This window comes from Paenibacillus sp. Y859 (genome assembly GCF_056786405.1).
Map to the genome: position 1 here is coordinate 467,907 of NZ_JBXCIZ010000002.1, position 14,831 is coordinate 482,737.

Below are 14,831 nucleotides of genomic sequence, written 5' to 3' on the forward strand. Positions count from 1 at the left end.
TTAAATCAAATTAAAGCGATTGCTAATAGTGTAAACAAACTTAATGTTAAAATTGGACCACCTATAAAAGGGTTGAAAAAGGCAGATGTGTGCACTTGGTTTCTTGGGCATTCGGTTCTTAAATATACATGATGTCTATCTACACCCGTAATAACACCTTCATGTACTTTTCCATCATTAGTAAAAATACGCACTCTACGATTCATACATTGTACACAATTATGATATGCTTCCATAGTTGTTTGTCAGCCTCCTTTCATGTCTTGAGGCATTGTATGAGAGGAAAAGATAGCTTGTGTCGGCTAAGTTACCAGCAAATCAGTGGGATAAACATTCTCAGTTGGGCATGCGTCTGAATGTTTGTTACAATGAATACATATGATTGAGAAACATTCTTAATAGTGCGAGTTCAAAAGATGACTTTTTGAACAACTGCTAATGGAGAGCGAGGAATTATAAATATGAATATATCTGAGGCTATACGTACAAGACGCAGTATCGGAAAGGTGACAGAGGAGGATGTGCCTGTCTCTGCCATTGAACAGATTCTGGAAGCAGGAACGTGGGCGCCCAATCACCGATTGACGGAGCCGTGGCGTTTCTTTGTGCTTAGAGGTGAGGGTAGGGAACTATTAGGTCATGCACTTGCGGAAATTGCTGTGACAGCGATTGGTGATCCCGCATCTCCAGAAGTGCAAAAGGCTGCAGAATCAGCAAGGAAGAAACCGATGCGTGCACCAGTCATTATTACCGTTGCCGTGACACCGAAGGAACAAGATAACATTATTGAACTGGAAGAGTACGGGGCTGTATTCTCCGCTATTCAGAATATGCTACTTGAAGCTCATGCTCTTGGTCTAGGAGCCATATGGAGAACTGGTGAACCTACATACCAGGCCCAAATGAATGAGCATTTCGGACTCAGTTCAAAGGACAAGGTTCTTGGATTTATTTATTTAGGAATTCCAGTTGGAGATCGCATACAGCAAAGTAAACGCACACCTTTTCAGGATGTAACCGTGTGGGTGGATAAACCAGATTCTTTGAACAAAGACAATTAAAAGAAGTAAATACATGAGCTTTATTCTGTAGGCCAACGCGCTAGCGTGGGCTTTTTCAAATAGTTACAATCTTTTTTCTAGTAGTATTCCTAATAAAAGTATACGATATAGATATGAGAGATTATTTACTATTAAAGCCTCGGAAGGTGGATTATCCTTGAAAACTAAGAAATGGGTTGTTGCAACCACAGCTGTATGTGTATTATTTGGAACTTCTGTTATCGTTCTAGCTTCGAATCCAATTAAATTAATTATAAATGGCAATGAACATTATACAGAATCACCTCCACAAATCATCGATGGAGAAGTGATGGTACCTCTTACGACCATCTCAGATACGTTCAATAAAATAGTGTCTTACAATGCGAATACAAAGGAAGTTGAAATAAAAGATGCACAGGATAAGGTGATCTCTGAATTGGGTCATATTAAGATCACGGGTCGGGAAGGTGCCAATGGGATTTATGAGCATTTGCAAATGGTCACTGATCAATTCAATCGATCTCTTGTTGGTTACAATGTAACGAATCCATCGTATGCTCCAGAGATTATTTCCGCGGATTTAAATGGCGATGGAAATAATGAAATCGCTGTTATTCTGACAACAGGATATGGAACGGGTGTTCATATAAATGAACTTCACTTAAGAGAAGGGGATACAGGATTTAATATTCCAGTAGAGGATGCGTTAATTGCTTTCAAGAAACAATGGACAGGGAATATTAGCGGTAAGGGAATCGAAATGCATATCAATGATCAATTAACGCTTCTTCCTAATTCAATGTTGAATGAAGACAGAGATTACTGGTTTGAGCAGCCCGGGATCGGTTCTATTCTACGTTATTATGTTGAGAACGACATATTAAAGGCATCAGCGGCTGTACAAATATCACCTAGTGAGTTTATTGGGGAGCTAAAGATCGAATATGCTTATGTGAACGGCGTTTATGTAGCGGGAGAGGCTATCTTTTCGAAATTCGAAAATTAGCCCGAGTTCCCATTTGGATTTAGCCGAAAAAGTAACTAATATAGATCATAGCTAGCAGACCGATGATAAATGAGTATGTGGAGGGTCTCTCATACCCGTGCCCATGGCTTTCAGGAATGAGTTCCTTATATACAATAAACATCATGGCCCCTGCAGCGAAGGCTAATCCATATCCGATTAATGATTCAATATAACTTGCGGTGATATATCCAACGATTGCAGAGATGACTTCCATCAAGCCTGTAACTGTGACAAGAAGGAAAGTATTTAACTTTGTTACTTTGGAATTGAGCAGGAATATGCCAAGGATTAGCCCCTCGGGCATGTTCTGAGCACCGATAGAGATGGCGACCATTGGTCCCAAGGCCTCATTCTGACTTGCAAAGCTAAAGCCTGTGCTAAGCCCTTCAGGGATGTTATGAATGAAGAGTGCGATAATGACTAATAGAGATTTAGAATCGAATCTGCTAACGCCAGAATCATTCTCAACATCAATATGCGGGATATTCTTCTCAATCAGATCAAGTACGATAATTCCTAACAATAATCCAATCGTCAATGCGATAATGCCTGATTCATTCACTGCCTGAAGCATTAGCCCAAACGTAGATGCTGACACCATAATTCCCGCTGTGAATGCTATGAGAATATCTTTCCATTTCTCAGAAAGATTCTTGACAAAGAATAAAGGGATAGCTCCTAATACGGTAGCCATAGCTGAAATGAAGCTGCCAATGATAGCTTCTTGCATAGATAAACTCCTTTTTGTTTATGAACTTTTCATTGAGGTGGGTTAGCATGACATTTACGACATACCGGATAATAGGTTTCGTTTCCACCAATCTGGATTTGTTCTCCCGTGTAGATAGGCTTTCCGTCCTCCATTCGTAATGTCATCGTTGCTTTACGCTCACAGAACCAGCAAATTGTTTTTAACTCTTCAATTTTATCCGCATAAATCAACAAATATTTACTACCCTCAAAGAGATTGTTCTGGAAGTCGTTCTTAAGACCGAATGCCATGACCGGAATATGGAGTTCATCCACAATCTGGACTAGCTGAAGAATCCCTTCTTTGCTCATGAACTGACACTCATCGATGAGAATGCAAGATGGTTTAGGTTGACGTTCTTGAACGATCTGAAAAAGATTAGTATCCTCATATATAGGGATAGCTTGTTTGCGTAGTCCAATTCGTGAAGATACGTAACCAACTTCGTCTCTGTCGTCAATCCCTGATGTAAAGATTAATACATGTTTATTTTGTTCTTCATAATTATGAGCTACTTTAAGGATTTCAATGGATTTGCCACTGTTCATTGCTCCATATTTAAAAAAAAACTGTGCCAATCTAATAACTTCCTTTCGACGTGTCATTTATTCATATTAACAAATCACGAAACACTTAAATAGTATCTAAACGGAGGAAATAAAATGAATGAAACGTTAGAACGATATAAGGAACAGATAGCAGCTTTGGAAAGTGAAGGTTCACTTCATTCGGAAATGCGAATCCTCTTGAATCATCTTATTGAGGATCTAGAGATTTGTTTACAGCAGAATCTCTCCTTAAGAAAAGCCGTTGTGAAATCAAATTCTAAAGAATCGAGAATGTCGAGTAAACTTCGTGATGCTCTGTACGAATAAAATTTTTAGTTCAAAAATGTGCTTATCCATCACACCAATTGTAAATTCTCGCTATATGTTATTAGGAAGGAGAAGTTCTGGTGAAGGGTGGGTTAAGGATGAGTCTTTCTTCTAAAAAATCACAACGTAGAAAAAAACTTCAAATCTCCAGCAAGAGGAAAAACGTAAAAGGATCTGCCCCTAATTTATCGACACAACAGATAGCTGTAATTGCTGCGCTCTTGGCTGGCTTTTTTGATATACAATCCGTGATATATAGTCGTGATAATGTGTTGCAGGTTATTCTAACCACGGCTAGGTTAACAGAGCTCCCCATACTAGGTGAACAGGAAACAGATATTCAAGATTCGATTGATATCGATGTGATTAATAATGCAGGTAAATTCGTATTATAAACTCTAAAAAGACTCCGTTAGCGACAGGCGAACAGAGTCTTTTGTTGATTCGATAAGTAAGATGAAGTTTGGCGTACCAATCTGTATTATAATCAATCAAATTTAAGGTTGAGTAGGTGCTTTAGGTTTTCGTTTCTCTTTGAATCGTGGTCCGACATAATTACGTTTGCGATCTCTTGTTAGTATCCAGCCACCTAGAAAGGTCATGCCTGCAGCAAATAATAGAAGACCTCCCCCAAAATGAAACCACTGGAAGGTTGGGTCTATGACTGAATCATCTCCATGTACTGAAAGATAATTGAATAGAGAGTCTTTCATCAATAGAAATCCTTTCATAGCCATTAAGCCTGGAATAACCAAAATGATAATGGCGATGAAGCGGGTAATGAGTAATTTCATGTTTGGATCCTTCCTATACTTTGGATTGTTTATCTTCATGTATAATACCGTGTTCACGCAGGCTTGTCTATTTGAGAAGACATGCAAAGCTTTGTAAAAGGGCCGAAAAGGAGTAGAATATAAGAGTGAAAACGAAATAGGTGGAGGTTGGTTATGACTATTACATGTGATATCGCAATACTTGGAGGGGGAACCGGTGGCTACGTCGCCGCAATCCGTGCTGCTCAATTAGGTAAAGATGTCGTCATCATAGAAGAAGACAAGCTTGGTGGGACATGCCTGCATAGGGGCTGTATTCCTAGTAAATCGTTGCTACGTAGTGCAGAAGTCTATGCAGATATAAAAGAAAGTGAGAGCTACGGTATTGAGACGAGCGGAGCCAAAGTAGTATTCCCTAAAGTGCAGCAACGTAAGAGTGACATCGTTGAACAGCTGTATCAAGGCGTCCAATATTTAATGCGTAAAAATAAAATAAGAGTACTACATGGTAAAGGTCGTGTGATTGGGCCCTCTATTTTCTCACCTCAGAGTGGGGCGGTAGCTGTTGAATTAGCGGATGGTGAAATGGAGAATGTCGTTCCAACTCATTTAATTATCGCTACGGGTTCCCGCCCGCGGGTTCTGCCTGGTCTTGAATCGGATGGTATTCATATTGTTAGCAGTGATGAAGCCCTCTTGATGGAACAATTGCCACAATCTATGATCATTGTCGGAGGTGGTGCGATTGGTGTGGAATGGGCATCGATGCTGAATGATTTCGGAGTTGAGGTCACGATTGTCGAAGCAGCGAATCAACTACTTCCACAAGAAGATGAGGATATTTCGAAAGAATTAACGAAGATCTTTAGCCGGCGCGGAATTAAGGTGCTAACAGGCAGTATGGTGCTAGCAGATACATATCAAATCGAAGATGGCATCATAACTTTGAATATTCAACAAGGGGACTCAACCAAGAGTCTTACTGCTGAGAAACTACTTGTATCCATTGGACGGCAAGCGAATATAGAGAATATAGGAATTGAAAGTACAGGTGTACGTATTGAAAAGGGTTGTATTGCTGTAAATTCGTTCATGCAGAGTAGTGAATCACACATCTATGCCATTGGAGATGTCATTGGTGGGGTTCAATTAGCTCATGCAGCTAGTCATGAGGGAATTGCAGCTGTCAATCACATGGTTGGAGAAACAGTGTATCCTTATGAATCACAGCTCATTCCACGTTGCGTATACACCCGACCGGAAGTAGCTAGCGTTGGTTACACAGAGAAAGAATCTAAGGAACGAGGATTTGACGTTAAGGTTGGGAAGTTTCCTTTTCAGGCCATTGGAAAATCATTAGTACATGGAAGTAAGGATGGGTTTGTCAAAGTGGTTGCTGACCGCAAGAGTAATGATATTCTTGGTGTACAAATGATTGGGGTTCATGTGACGGATTTAATCAGCGAGGCGGCATTGGCACAAGTATTAAATGCAACACCTTGGGAGGTAAGTCAGACGATTCACCCGCATCCTACATTGTCTGAAGTTCTTGGAGAAGCAATGCTCGCCGTAGATGGAAAGGCGATAGGAATGTAATGTGATTAATGGTTCTTTTCTTTTTAGTGGTAAAAGGATTATAATAGGTATAGCCTAGTCTTAGTACCTGGTTTTAAGATCAGATCAAAGAAGCCGAATGAGCTTTATGAACAAGGAGGTAACTCTATGAATAATGAAGAAAATATTAACGTGGATAATCAGCATGAGCAGCTTGGACTGAGTGATGGTCAGGTGATCGACATGTACAGATATATGTTGCTAGCGCGTAAATTTGATGAGCGTAATTTATTGCTACAGCGGGCAGGGAAAATTACCTTTCACGTTTCAGGTATCGGTCAAGAGGCGGCTCAGGTCGCAGCAGCGTTTGCGCTTGATCGGGAGAAGGATTACTTCCTGCCGTATTATAGGGATTACGGATTTGTGTTAGCGGTAGGAATGACGCCAAGAGAATTAATGCTCTCGGCTTTTGCCAAGGCAGAAGACCCTAATAGTGGGGGACGCCAGATGCCAGGACACTTCGGTAGCAAGCGACTGCGAATTGTTACGGGATCCAGTCCGGTTACTACGCAAGTTCCTCATGCTGTTGGGTTTGCACTTGCTGCCAAAATGAAGAAACAGGATTTTGTTTCTTTTGTTACCTTTGGAGATGGATCAAGTAATCAAGGAGATTTCCATGAAGGTTGTAACTTTGCGGGTGTACACAAGCTACCTGTTATCTTGATGTGTGAGAATAATCAGTATGCCATTTCGGTCCCTTTGCATAAGCAAGTAAGCGGGAAAATTAGCGATCGCGCTCTTGGCTATGGCTTTCCAGGAATCCGAGTGGATGGTAATGATGCATTAGAAGTGTATCGCGTTGTCAAGGAAGCAAGGGAACGCGCGATTCGCGGGGAAGGTCCAACGCTAATCGAAGCGATGATGTATCGTCTTGAGCCTCACGCAACTTCAGATAACGACATGGTGTATCGTACGCAGGAAGAAGTAGATGAGAATTGGAAGAAGGACGGCGTAGCACGTATGAAATCCTACCTCGTTAATCTAGGAATTTGGGATGAAGCTAAGGATGCAGACTTAGTAGCACAGTTAAATATGGAAATTAAAGAAGCGACGGAATATGCTGATCGTGCACCGTTCCCGAAACCAGAGGATACGCTTCTGCATGTCTATGCAAGCGCTGAGGAGGAGAAGTCATGGCAGTAATGGAATATATTGACGCGATTCGTCTTGCAATGAAGGAAGAAATGGAACGCGATGAGGATGTATTCATTCTCGGTGAAGATGTCGGAGTTAAGGGTGGCGTATTTACAACGACCAAAGGCTTAATAGATCAGTTCGGAGAAATGCGTGTCATGGACACGCCATTGGCTGAATCAGCTATTGCTGGTGTAGCTATTGGTGCGGCGATGTACGGCATGAAGCCGATTGCTGAAATGCAGTACTCTGATTTTATGTTACCAGCAACGAATCAGATTATTAGTGAAGCGGCCAAAATTCGCTACCGTTCAAATAATGATTGGAATTGCCCCATTGTCGTTCGTGCACCTATTGGTGGAGGTGTCCTCGGTGGATTGTACCATTCTCAGTGTCCAGAATCGATCTTTTTTGGTACACCAGGCTTGAAGATTGTTGCACCTTTCTCAGCATATGATGCCAAAGGATTATTAAAAGCGGCTATTCGTGACCCGGATCCGGTTCTCTTTTTTGAGAATAAGAAATGTTATAAGCTCATTAAAGGGGATGTACCTTTGGATGATTATGTTGTGCCTCTAGGCGTAGCTAATCTCCTTCGTGAAGGTGATGATATTACGGTTATTGGGTATAGTATGCCCCTTCATTTCTGTATGCAAGCTGCTGAAGAATTAGAGAAGGAATTGGGAATTACAGCGCACATTCTGGATCTACGTACGTTACAACCGCTTGATCGTGATGCGATTATTGAAGCAGCTCGCAAGACCGGTAAAGTGCTTATCGTACATGAAGATAACAAAACAGGTGGCGTGGGTGCTGAAGTATCTGCCATTATCTCAGAAGAATGTCTGTATGATTTAGACGCACCGATTATGAGATTATGTGGTCCTGACGTTCCAGCGATGCCCATTAGTCCGCCAATGGAGAGATTCTTCTTGCTCGACAAGGAAAAAGTGAAAGAAGCCATGCTACAATTAGCGAACTATTAGGAAGCATAGGAGTGAGAATATGTCCGATAACAAACAATTAACCGATGTGTTTATGCCACAGCTTGCCGAATCACTCGTCTCTGCAACGATTGGCAAATGGCTTAAACAACCTGGAGAAAGAATAGAGCAGTATGAACCGATCTGTGAAGTGATCACAGACAAAGTAAATGCAGAAATTCCGTCTACGTTGGATGGCATTATGGGAGAACATGTAGCGTTAGAAGGCCAAACGGTTGCTGTAGGCGAGGTTATTTGTAGGATAGCTGTGGATTCTGCGAATGGATCTGTTGCTGAGAGTGCTCAGCAAACTGTGGCATCACAAGTCTCTTCAAGTTCAGCGTCAGGGGATCTATCTATGAGTGGACGCTATTCACCAGCCGTTCAAAGCCTTGCAGCGGAACATCAGCTAAATCTAAGTGATATTAAAGGGACGGGTATGGGTGGCAGAATTACTCGTAAAGACGTTCTAGCTTATGTAGAGAAGGGTCCATCGGTACAAGGGAATGCTATCGCTTCCTCGTCAACGGTTCAGCATGTAGGAGCAACTTCGCCGTTCCAAGGATTTCCATATACGGATCCTGCCGTGACACCTTCTCAATACGTAGAGAATATGAAGGCATCTCCTCGGAACTCAGGACTTCATCTAAATGAAGCTCCGCAAATACCGAACAATGTCATTCAAGATCAGCAGAGAAGAACAGACACGCTTATTGATATAACGCCTGTTCGAAATACGATTGCTACTCGTATGCGACAAAGTGTGTCGGAGATCCCTCATGCATGGACGATGATTGAAGTCGATGTTACGAATTTAGTCATCTTACGCAATAAGCTGAAGGATGAATTCAAGCGGAATGAAGGTTATAATCTGACCTACCTAGCATTCCTTCTTAAAGCTGTCGTGAACGCAATCAAAGATTACCCTATTATGAACTCTGTCTGGGGTGTTGATAAAATTGTTGTTAAACGCGATATCAATATCTCGCTGGCAGTAGGAACAGAAGACACGGTGATGACACCTGTTATTCAGAGGGCAGATCAGAAGAATATTGCCGGTCTAGCTAAAGAAATTGAAGAACTTGCAACCAAAACACGACAAGGTAAACTGAAGCTTGATGATATGCAGGGTGGTACTTTTACAGTGAATAACACGGGCTCATTCGGCTCCGTATTGTCCTATCCGATTATTAATTATCCACAGGCGGCTATTCTTACATTTGAGTCGATTGTCAAAAGACCAGTCGTTATTAACGACATGATCGCAGTTCGCTCGATGGCGAATCTATGCTTGTCGCTAGATCATCGGATTCTAGATGGGGTTATTTGTGGAAGATTCCTTCAACGGGTGAAGGAGAATCTAGAGGGCTACACCTTGGATACGAAGTTGTATTAAGAAACGCAAACGTGATGGACGAAGGTGGGATTAACTTTGCGTAAAACACTTGATATTTCATATACACCACTGATGGACTATGGTGAGGCATGGGATCTACAAAAGAAACTCGTTCAGCAAATCGATCTCGGAGAGCAACGTGAAAGTCTGTTACTTTTACAGCATCCACCAACGTATACGATGGGAGTGCAGAAGCATCCAGAAAATCTCCTTCTTAGTAAAGAGCAATTAGAGGAACAAGGAATTTCATTGTTTGAAATTGACCGTGGCGGAGATATTACTTATCATGGGCCTGGTCAACTTGTTGGATATCCTCTACTTTTGCTTAGCGGGCAAGAAGGTCTGGATTTGCATGGTTATTTACGTGATCTTGAACAAGTGATCATTGATTACTTGGCTAAGTATGATGTTGAGGGAACTCGTAAACCGGAATATACAGGCGTATGGGTCGGGGAGCATAAGATCTGTGCGATTGGCGTGAAATTTAATAGATGTCGGCATAGTCGTGGGTTTGTGACGAGTCATGGATTCGCTTTTAATGTTACAGCAGGCATTCAGAATGAGGGATTTCGAGGAATCATTCCTTGTGGAATTCAGGATTTCGGGGTTACTTCGCTAGAGGATTGCACGAAGAGGAAATTCGATATGTGGCAAGTAGCAGAAGAAATCATTCCTTTGTTCACGCAAGTATTTAATTATGAGGGAATACGAATGGAAGAAATAAAAGAAGCCCGCTGAATTTAGCGGGCTACGAAAGGTTCTACGACCATTAGAAGTGTAGATCCAAGCATGGCAGCGAGCATGAGATAAATGAAAATGCGGAATACTTTTTTTCGTTGCATGGGAAACTCCTTTGATTTAATTTTAGATATATTACTATTTACTTATTGTAACGCATCCGCGAGAGTGAGGGAAGTCCAATGATATTACAAGAGCGTATTGTACAGGAATTTATGGAATTGGTACAGATTGATAGTGAAACGGGTCATGAAGAAGAGATCTCTATTGTACTTAAGAAAAAATTCAGTGAGCTTGGGTTAAAGGTTGTTGAAGATGATAGTAAGGAACGAACAGGTCATGGCGCGGGAAATTTGATTATAACTTGGGAGGCAGATCAGCTAGTAGATGCTCCTCCTATTTTCTTTACATGTCATATGGATACCGTTACACCTGGCGTTGGTATTAAGCCCAAGCTTGGCGCAGATGGTTGGATTACGAGTGATGGAACGACGATTCTCGGTTCTGATGATAAGGCGGGAATTGCGGCACTACTTGAGGCGACTCGTGTTATTCAGGAGCAGAAGATCCCTCATGGACAAGTCCAATTCATCATTACTGTCGGTGAGGAATCTGGACTGCTAGGAGCTCGGGCATTCGATCCTAAGCTCATGGACGCTGAGTTCGGTTACGCTTTGGATTCGAATGGAGAGATTGGGGCTATTGCTGTTGCTGCACCTACGCAGGCTAAAGTCACAATGACGATTATCGGCAAATCGGCACATGCTGGAGTAAATCCTGAAGATGGGATCAGTGCTATACAAGTAGCTTCTAAAGCAATCTCACGTATGAAACTCGGCCGGATTGATCATGAGACTACTGCGAATATCGGTAAGTTCTCAGGTGGTGGTCCGACGAATATTGTATGTGATCATGTGCAATTGGATGCTGAAGCTAGAAGTATCGTTCAAGAAAAAGTAGATAAACAAATTGCCCAAATGAGAGAAGTGCTTGAGGTAACAGCACGAGAATTTAATGCAGAATGCGAATTTCGTAGCGAAATTGTATATCCTGCCTTTAATTTCACGGAAAATGATGCTGTCGTGCAGCTCGCCCAACGTGCTATTCGTAATATGGGCTTGTCTAGCCGTGTGTTCCATTCTGGTGGAGGTAGCGATGCGAATATATTTAATGGATTCGGAATACCTACGGTAAACCTCGCACTTGGCTATGAGAATATTCATACGACCAAAGAAAGAATCAAAGCAGCCGATATGGCGAAGGCAGCAGAAATGGTCGTTGCTATTATTCAGGAAACAGGTAAAGAGGTAGCAAGTAAGGTGAAGTAAATCCCTTTACACAAATCACACAAATTACACAAAAAAGGGCCCTGCTATGAAAATAGCAGGGCCTATTTACAATTTGGAAATTCACTGTTTTATACAATCAATTCAGCGGCACCTGCTTCTCTTAGGTCGTTCCAAGCTACATATATCGAAATAATAGCGGCAATCAGAAATAAAAATGCAGCGAAGAATGCCAACTGCTTCATTTTCTGATTTTGGGTGGGACGGGGTGTGTAATTGCTCCGGGTTTTTGCGGGTTTCACAATACGACACTCCTTTGCTGATATTGAAAGATAATAACCTCTTTAAGGTAAACTATGTTCTCTATGACGATTGCGTTCCCTTATAAGAGCAAAATAGACGAACAGTATTGGACATGCGTTTATGTTGAATCTCATATGATTTATGTATTTAATTTTTGCAACATTTCCTTAATGGTCGTATGCGGACCCCATTGATTCTGCCACTGCTTAAGCATGATTCTAACCTGCCAAGCTTGTCCTACGATATGAAATGAGTCGTTTGATTGGTAGCTCTTCATCGTTTCTCCTTCTTTCAAATGAAGTTTGTTATAATTACACCATATGTACCAGCTTGACATTTCATGCATATTTATATGAATAAGGGGGAATTATTGTGAAAGAGAATATATCTAATCGATTGACATCTACATTGGATGAAGTTACTTTATCGACGCAACCTATATTTGAAGGTAAAATTATTACTTTACAGGTCGACACTGTGCGACTACCCGACGGGAATACAGCTACACGTGAAGTTGTGAGACATCCAGGAGCTGTTGCAGTACTTGCGATACATAATGGAAAAATGCTTGTCGTTGACCAATTTCGTCAACCGATGGGACGATGTGAAATAGAGATTCCTGCAGGGAAGCTTGAGCCAGGAGAAGATCCCAAAGAAGCAGCAGTCCGAGAATTACAGGAAGAAACGGGATATCGCTGTGGCGAGATTAAGCTTCTACAATCATTTTATACATCACCTGGATTTGCCGATGAGATCATTCATTTGTATGTGACGGAGGATTTGGAATCTGGTGAAATGTCTCCAGATGAAGATGAGTTTCTGGAATTGTCAGAAATTACGCTTGAAGAAGCTTATGGCTACATACGGGAAGGGCGAATAAGTGATGCCAAGACGATCATGGCGGTGTATGCTTGGCATCTATCTACAATGACAGGAAAGTTCGGGTGAATGACCATGAATCCGTTAAATCCATCACAAGAGAAGCTACATGAATATTATGCTGATTTGCATATTCATATTGGTAGAGCAACCGATGGTCAAGCGGTAAAAATTACGGGAAGTCGCAATCTAACGTTTGCTAATATCGCTAAGGAAGCAGCAGAGCGTAAGGGGATTGAGTTGATAGGTATTATTGATTGTCACTCTCCATCTGTGCAGAATGACATTCTTTCATGTTTGCATTCTGGGGAAATGAGTGAGGTTGAAGGAGGCGGGATTAACTATCGTGGAACGACAATCCTGCTTGGGTGTGAAATTGAATTCAATGAACCGGGAAAAGGTGCAGCACATGTGTTGACATATTTCCCGGATTTAGACGTGATGCAGAAATTTAGTGCATGGATGACCCAGCATATGACCAACATTAATCTGAGCACACAACGGATCTACGTGCCTGTACGAACTTTGCAAGAAGAAGTAGTTCAGCGTGGGGGCATATTTATTCCAGCACATGTATTTACGCCTCACAAAGGGATATATGGGAATATAACAAGCACGATGACAGACGTACTGGATGTTAACTTGATCAGTGGTATTGAGCTAGGTTTGAGCGCTGATTCCATGATGGCGGGAATGCTGAGTGAGATGGATGATGTACCTTTCTTAAGTAATTCTGATGCGCATTCTCTTGGAAAAATAGCCCGTGAATATAATGTCATGCGCTTGGCTCATCCTTCCTTTACTGAATTTCGTAAAGCTTTGAATCGAGAAGATGGACGGCGAATAATAGCTAATTATGGATTGAATCCTCGCCTAGGGAAATATCATCGAACATACTGCAATAGCTGTCATCTTATTATTGAAGATCATATGGATACGGTGACGTCACAAATTTGTACGCACTGTGGGAGTACTAAGGTTGTACAAGGAGTTCTGGATCGAATTAATAGCATTGCTGATCGGAAAGAGCCTTTTATACCAGCACATCGCCCGCCCTATCATTATCAAGTTCCGCTGGAGTTCATTCCCGGACTAGGTAAAGCGAAAATGAACTCTTTACTCACTGCTTTCGGAACGGAAATGAACATTCTTCATCAAGCACAGGAAGCGAGTATAGCAACTGTCGTAGGTTCGGAAATGGCGCAACAAATCGTCAAGGCGCGTAGTGGGAGTCTTAATCTCACATCGGGTGGCGGCGGTATTTACGGTAAAGTGATTCGCCCCTAATACTGGACAAGTCATAGTTTGGTGAGGTCTCTCATAAACTTAACTGTATGTGAGATGAAGGGAGACTCTTATGCTATGCAATATATTCGAAATTCTTTAAGAGAGCAAACAACGCTTTTTATATTTGTAGCGGTGTTATTTCTCGTTGGAGTCGTATTTGGTGCATTGATGGTTAACGCACTTTCTTTAGAGCAACAGCAGGATCTGGCAACATACCTAGGTGATTATTTTGTAACGCTTGATCAAGGTGGAATCGGATCAGAACAGGCTGCTTTTTGGAATATAGCTATATTGAATTTGAAGTGGGTAGGTCTGATCTGGATTTGTGGGCTTTCTGTTATCGGTCTGCCAGGCATATTGATCCTTGATTTTCTAAAAGGGGTACTGATCGGGTTTACAGTGGGCTATCTAGTGGGACAATTTTCGTGGAAAGGGTTTCTATTTGCTTTGGTGTCTGTTGCTCCACATAATCTATTAGTCATTCCGGTTTTGGTATTATGTAGCGTTGCTGCAATTACGTTCTCTCTACATATTATTAAAAATAGGATGTTGATGCATCGTCAAGGCAATTTCGCCCGCCCATTCGTTAATTATGTCATGCTGACCATGGTTATGGCACTACTTATGCTTGGCATATCTTCGTTTGAAGCTTGGGTGAGTCCGGTGATGATGAAATGGGTAACACCAATGCTGATTCAATAACGCCGAAATCATTGGTGTTTAAGGTTTTCCTTGTTGTTAC

General features: G+C 41.7%; 20 protein-coding genes. 13 read left to right on the forward strand and 7 right to left on the reverse strand.

What is annotated here, in order from left to right:
* Window positions 1-5: 5 nt before the first annotated feature.
* The gene (locus AC1TO8_RS07035; protein ID WP_482054869.1) at window positions 6-236 is read right to left on the reverse strand and encodes a hypothetical protein; all 231 of its coding nucleotides are present in this window, start codon (window positions 234-236) and stop codon (window positions 6-8) included.
* A 225-nt stretch (window positions 237-461) separates the two neighbouring features.
* Here AC1TO8_RS07035 and AC1TO8_RS07040 point away from each other — a divergent pair, with 225 nt between their 5' ends.
* Together AC1TO8_RS07040 and AC1TO8_RS07045 are read left to right on the forward strand one after the other, a co-directional pair.
* Window positions 462-1,061, forward strand: a complete 600-nt coding sequence (locus AC1TO8_RS07040; RefSeq protein WP_482054870.1) for a nitroreductase family protein — start codon at window positions 462-464, stop codon at window positions 1,059-1,061.
* A gap of 157 nt (window positions 1,062-1,218) precedes the next feature.
* Complete coding sequence (locus AC1TO8_RS07045) at window positions 1,219-2,049, forward strand: stalk domain-containing protein (protein WP_482054871.1); 831 nt, start codon at window positions 1,219-1,221, stop codon at window positions 2,047-2,049.
* 19 nt (window positions 2,050-2,068) lie between these two features.
* Here AC1TO8_RS07045 and AC1TO8_RS07050 read toward each other — a convergent pair whose 3' ends face one another.
* Both AC1TO8_RS07050 and AC1TO8_RS07055 read right to left on the reverse strand, forming a co-directional pair.
* Window positions 2,069-2,800, reverse strand: coding sequence for a ZIP family metal transporter (locus AC1TO8_RS07050; protein ID WP_482054872.1), 732 nt, complete (start codon window positions 2,798-2,800; stop codon window positions 2,069-2,071).
* Between the two features lie 29 nt (window positions 2,801-2,829).
* Window positions 2,830-3,399: a thymidine kinase gene (locus AC1TO8_RS07055; RefSeq protein ID WP_482054873.1), complete on the reverse strand. Its 570-nt coding sequence runs from the start codon at window positions 3,397-3,399 to the stop codon at window positions 2,830-2,832.
* 84 nt (window positions 3,400-3,483) lie between these two features.
* Here AC1TO8_RS07055 and AC1TO8_RS07060 point away from each other — a divergent pair, with 84 nt between their 5' ends.
* Together AC1TO8_RS07060 and AC1TO8_RS07065 are read left to right on the forward strand one after the other, a co-directional pair.
* Entirely contained in the window at window positions 3,484-3,696 is a 213-nt protein-coding gene (locus AC1TO8_RS07060; RefSeq protein WP_482054874.1) for a hypothetical protein, read from the forward strand.
* 98 nt (window positions 3,697-3,794) lie between these two features.
* Window positions 3,795-4,091: a hypothetical protein gene (locus tag AC1TO8_RS07065; protein WP_482054875.1), complete on the forward strand. Its 297-nt coding sequence runs from the start codon at window positions 3,795-3,797 to the stop codon at window positions 4,089-4,091.
* Window positions 4,092-4,193: 102 nt separating this feature from the next.
* Here the strand turns inward: AC1TO8_RS07065 and AC1TO8_RS07070 are convergent, their stop codons facing one another.
* Entirely contained in the window at window positions 4,194-4,490 is a 297-nt protein-coding gene (locus AC1TO8_RS07070; protein ID WP_482054876.1) for a DUF2627 domain-containing protein, read from the reverse strand.
* Between the two features lie 153 nt (window positions 4,491-4,643).
* Between AC1TO8_RS07070 and lpdA the strand changes: the two genes are divergently transcribed.
* The 5 genes from lpdA (at window position 4,644) to lipB (ending at window position 10,334) form a co-directional block, all read left to right on the forward strand.
* Window positions 4,644-6,065: a dihydrolipoyl dehydrogenase gene (gene lpdA / locus AC1TO8_RS07075; RefSeq protein WP_482054877.1), complete on the forward strand. Its 1,422-nt coding sequence runs from the start codon at window positions 4,644-4,646 to the stop codon at window positions 6,063-6,065.
* 126 nt (window positions 6,066-6,191) lie between these two features.
* The gene (locus tag AC1TO8_RS07080) at window positions 6,192-7,226 is read left to right on the forward strand and encodes a thiamine pyrophosphate-dependent dehydrogenase E1 component subunit alpha (protein WP_482054878.1); all 1,035 of its coding nucleotides are present in this window, start codon (window positions 6,192-6,194) and stop codon (window positions 7,224-7,226) included.
* Complete coding sequence (locus AC1TO8_RS07085) at window positions 7,217-8,203, forward strand: alpha-ketoacid dehydrogenase subunit beta (RefSeq protein WP_482054879.1); 987 nt, start codon at window positions 7,217-7,219, stop codon at window positions 8,201-8,203. Before AC1TO8_RS07080 ends, AC1TO8_RS07085 begins: the two co-directional genes overlap by 10 nt.
* 19 nt (window positions 8,204-8,222) lie before the next feature.
* The gene (locus AC1TO8_RS07090; RefSeq protein ID WP_482054880.1) at window positions 8,223-9,596 is read left to right on the forward strand and encodes a dihydrolipoamide acetyltransferase family protein; all 1,374 of its coding nucleotides are present in this window, start codon (window positions 8,223-8,225) and stop codon (window positions 9,594-9,596) included.
* 36 nt (window positions 9,597-9,632) lie between these two features.
* The gene (gene lipB / locus AC1TO8_RS07095) at window positions 9,633-10,334 is read left to right on the forward strand and encodes a lipoyl(octanoyl) transferase LipB (RefSeq protein ID WP_482054881.1); all 702 of its coding nucleotides are present in this window, start codon (window positions 9,633-9,635) and stop codon (window positions 10,332-10,334) included.
* 2 nt (window positions 10,335-10,336) lie between these two features.
* Here the strand turns inward: lipB and prli42 are convergent, their stop codons facing one another.
* Window positions 10,337-10,438, reverse strand: coding sequence for a stressosome-associated protein Prli42 (prli42, locus tag AC1TO8_RS07100; RefSeq protein WP_482054882.1), 102 nt, complete (start codon window positions 10,436-10,438; stop codon window positions 10,337-10,339).
* Between the two features lie 78 nt (window positions 10,439-10,516).
* On the opposite strand from prli42, the gene AC1TO8_RS07105 reads away from it, so the two are divergent.
* Window positions 10,517-11,662: a tripeptidase T gene (locus AC1TO8_RS07105; protein WP_482054883.1), complete on the forward strand. Its 1,146-nt coding sequence runs from the start codon at window positions 10,517-10,519 to the stop codon at window positions 11,660-11,662.
* A gap of 89 nt (window positions 11,663-11,751) precedes the next feature.
* Here the strand turns inward: AC1TO8_RS07105 and AC1TO8_RS07110 are convergent, their stop codons facing one another.
* Both AC1TO8_RS07110 and mciZ read right to left on the reverse strand, forming a co-directional pair.
* Window positions 11,752-11,922 carry a hypothetical protein gene (locus AC1TO8_RS07110; protein ID WP_482054884.1) on the reverse strand — a complete coding sequence of 57 codons (171 nt, stop codon included), beginning with the start codon at window positions 11,920-11,922 and terminating at the stop codon, window positions 11,752-11,754.
* A 140-nt stretch (window positions 11,923-12,062) separates the two neighbouring features.
* The gene (gene mciZ, locus AC1TO8_RS07115) at window positions 12,063-12,200 is read right to left on the reverse strand and encodes a Z-ring formation inhibitor MciZ (protein ID WP_482054885.1); all 138 of its coding nucleotides are present in this window, start codon (window positions 12,198-12,200) and stop codon (window positions 12,063-12,065) included.
* 95 nt (window positions 12,201-12,295) lie between these two features.
* Between mciZ and AC1TO8_RS07120 the strand changes: the two genes are divergently transcribed.
* The 3 genes from AC1TO8_RS07120 (at window position 12,296) to spoIIM (ending at window position 14,791) form a co-directional block, all read left to right on the forward strand.
* Entirely contained in the window at window positions 12,296-12,871 is a 576-nt protein-coding gene (locus AC1TO8_RS07120) for an NUDIX hydrolase (protein WP_482054886.1), read from the forward strand.
* Window positions 12,872-12,877: 6 nt separating this feature from the next.
* Window positions 12,878-14,089, forward strand: a complete 1,212-nt coding sequence (locus AC1TO8_RS07125) for an endonuclease Q family protein (protein ID WP_482054887.1) — start codon at window positions 12,878-12,880, stop codon at window positions 14,087-14,089.
* Window positions 14,090-14,164: 75 nt separating this feature from the next.
* Window positions 14,165-14,791: a stage II sporulation protein M gene (gene spoIIM, locus AC1TO8_RS07130; RefSeq protein WP_482054888.1), complete on the forward strand. Its 627-nt coding sequence runs from the start codon at window positions 14,165-14,167 to the stop codon at window positions 14,789-14,791.
* Window positions 14,792-14,831 lie beyond the last annotated feature (40 nt).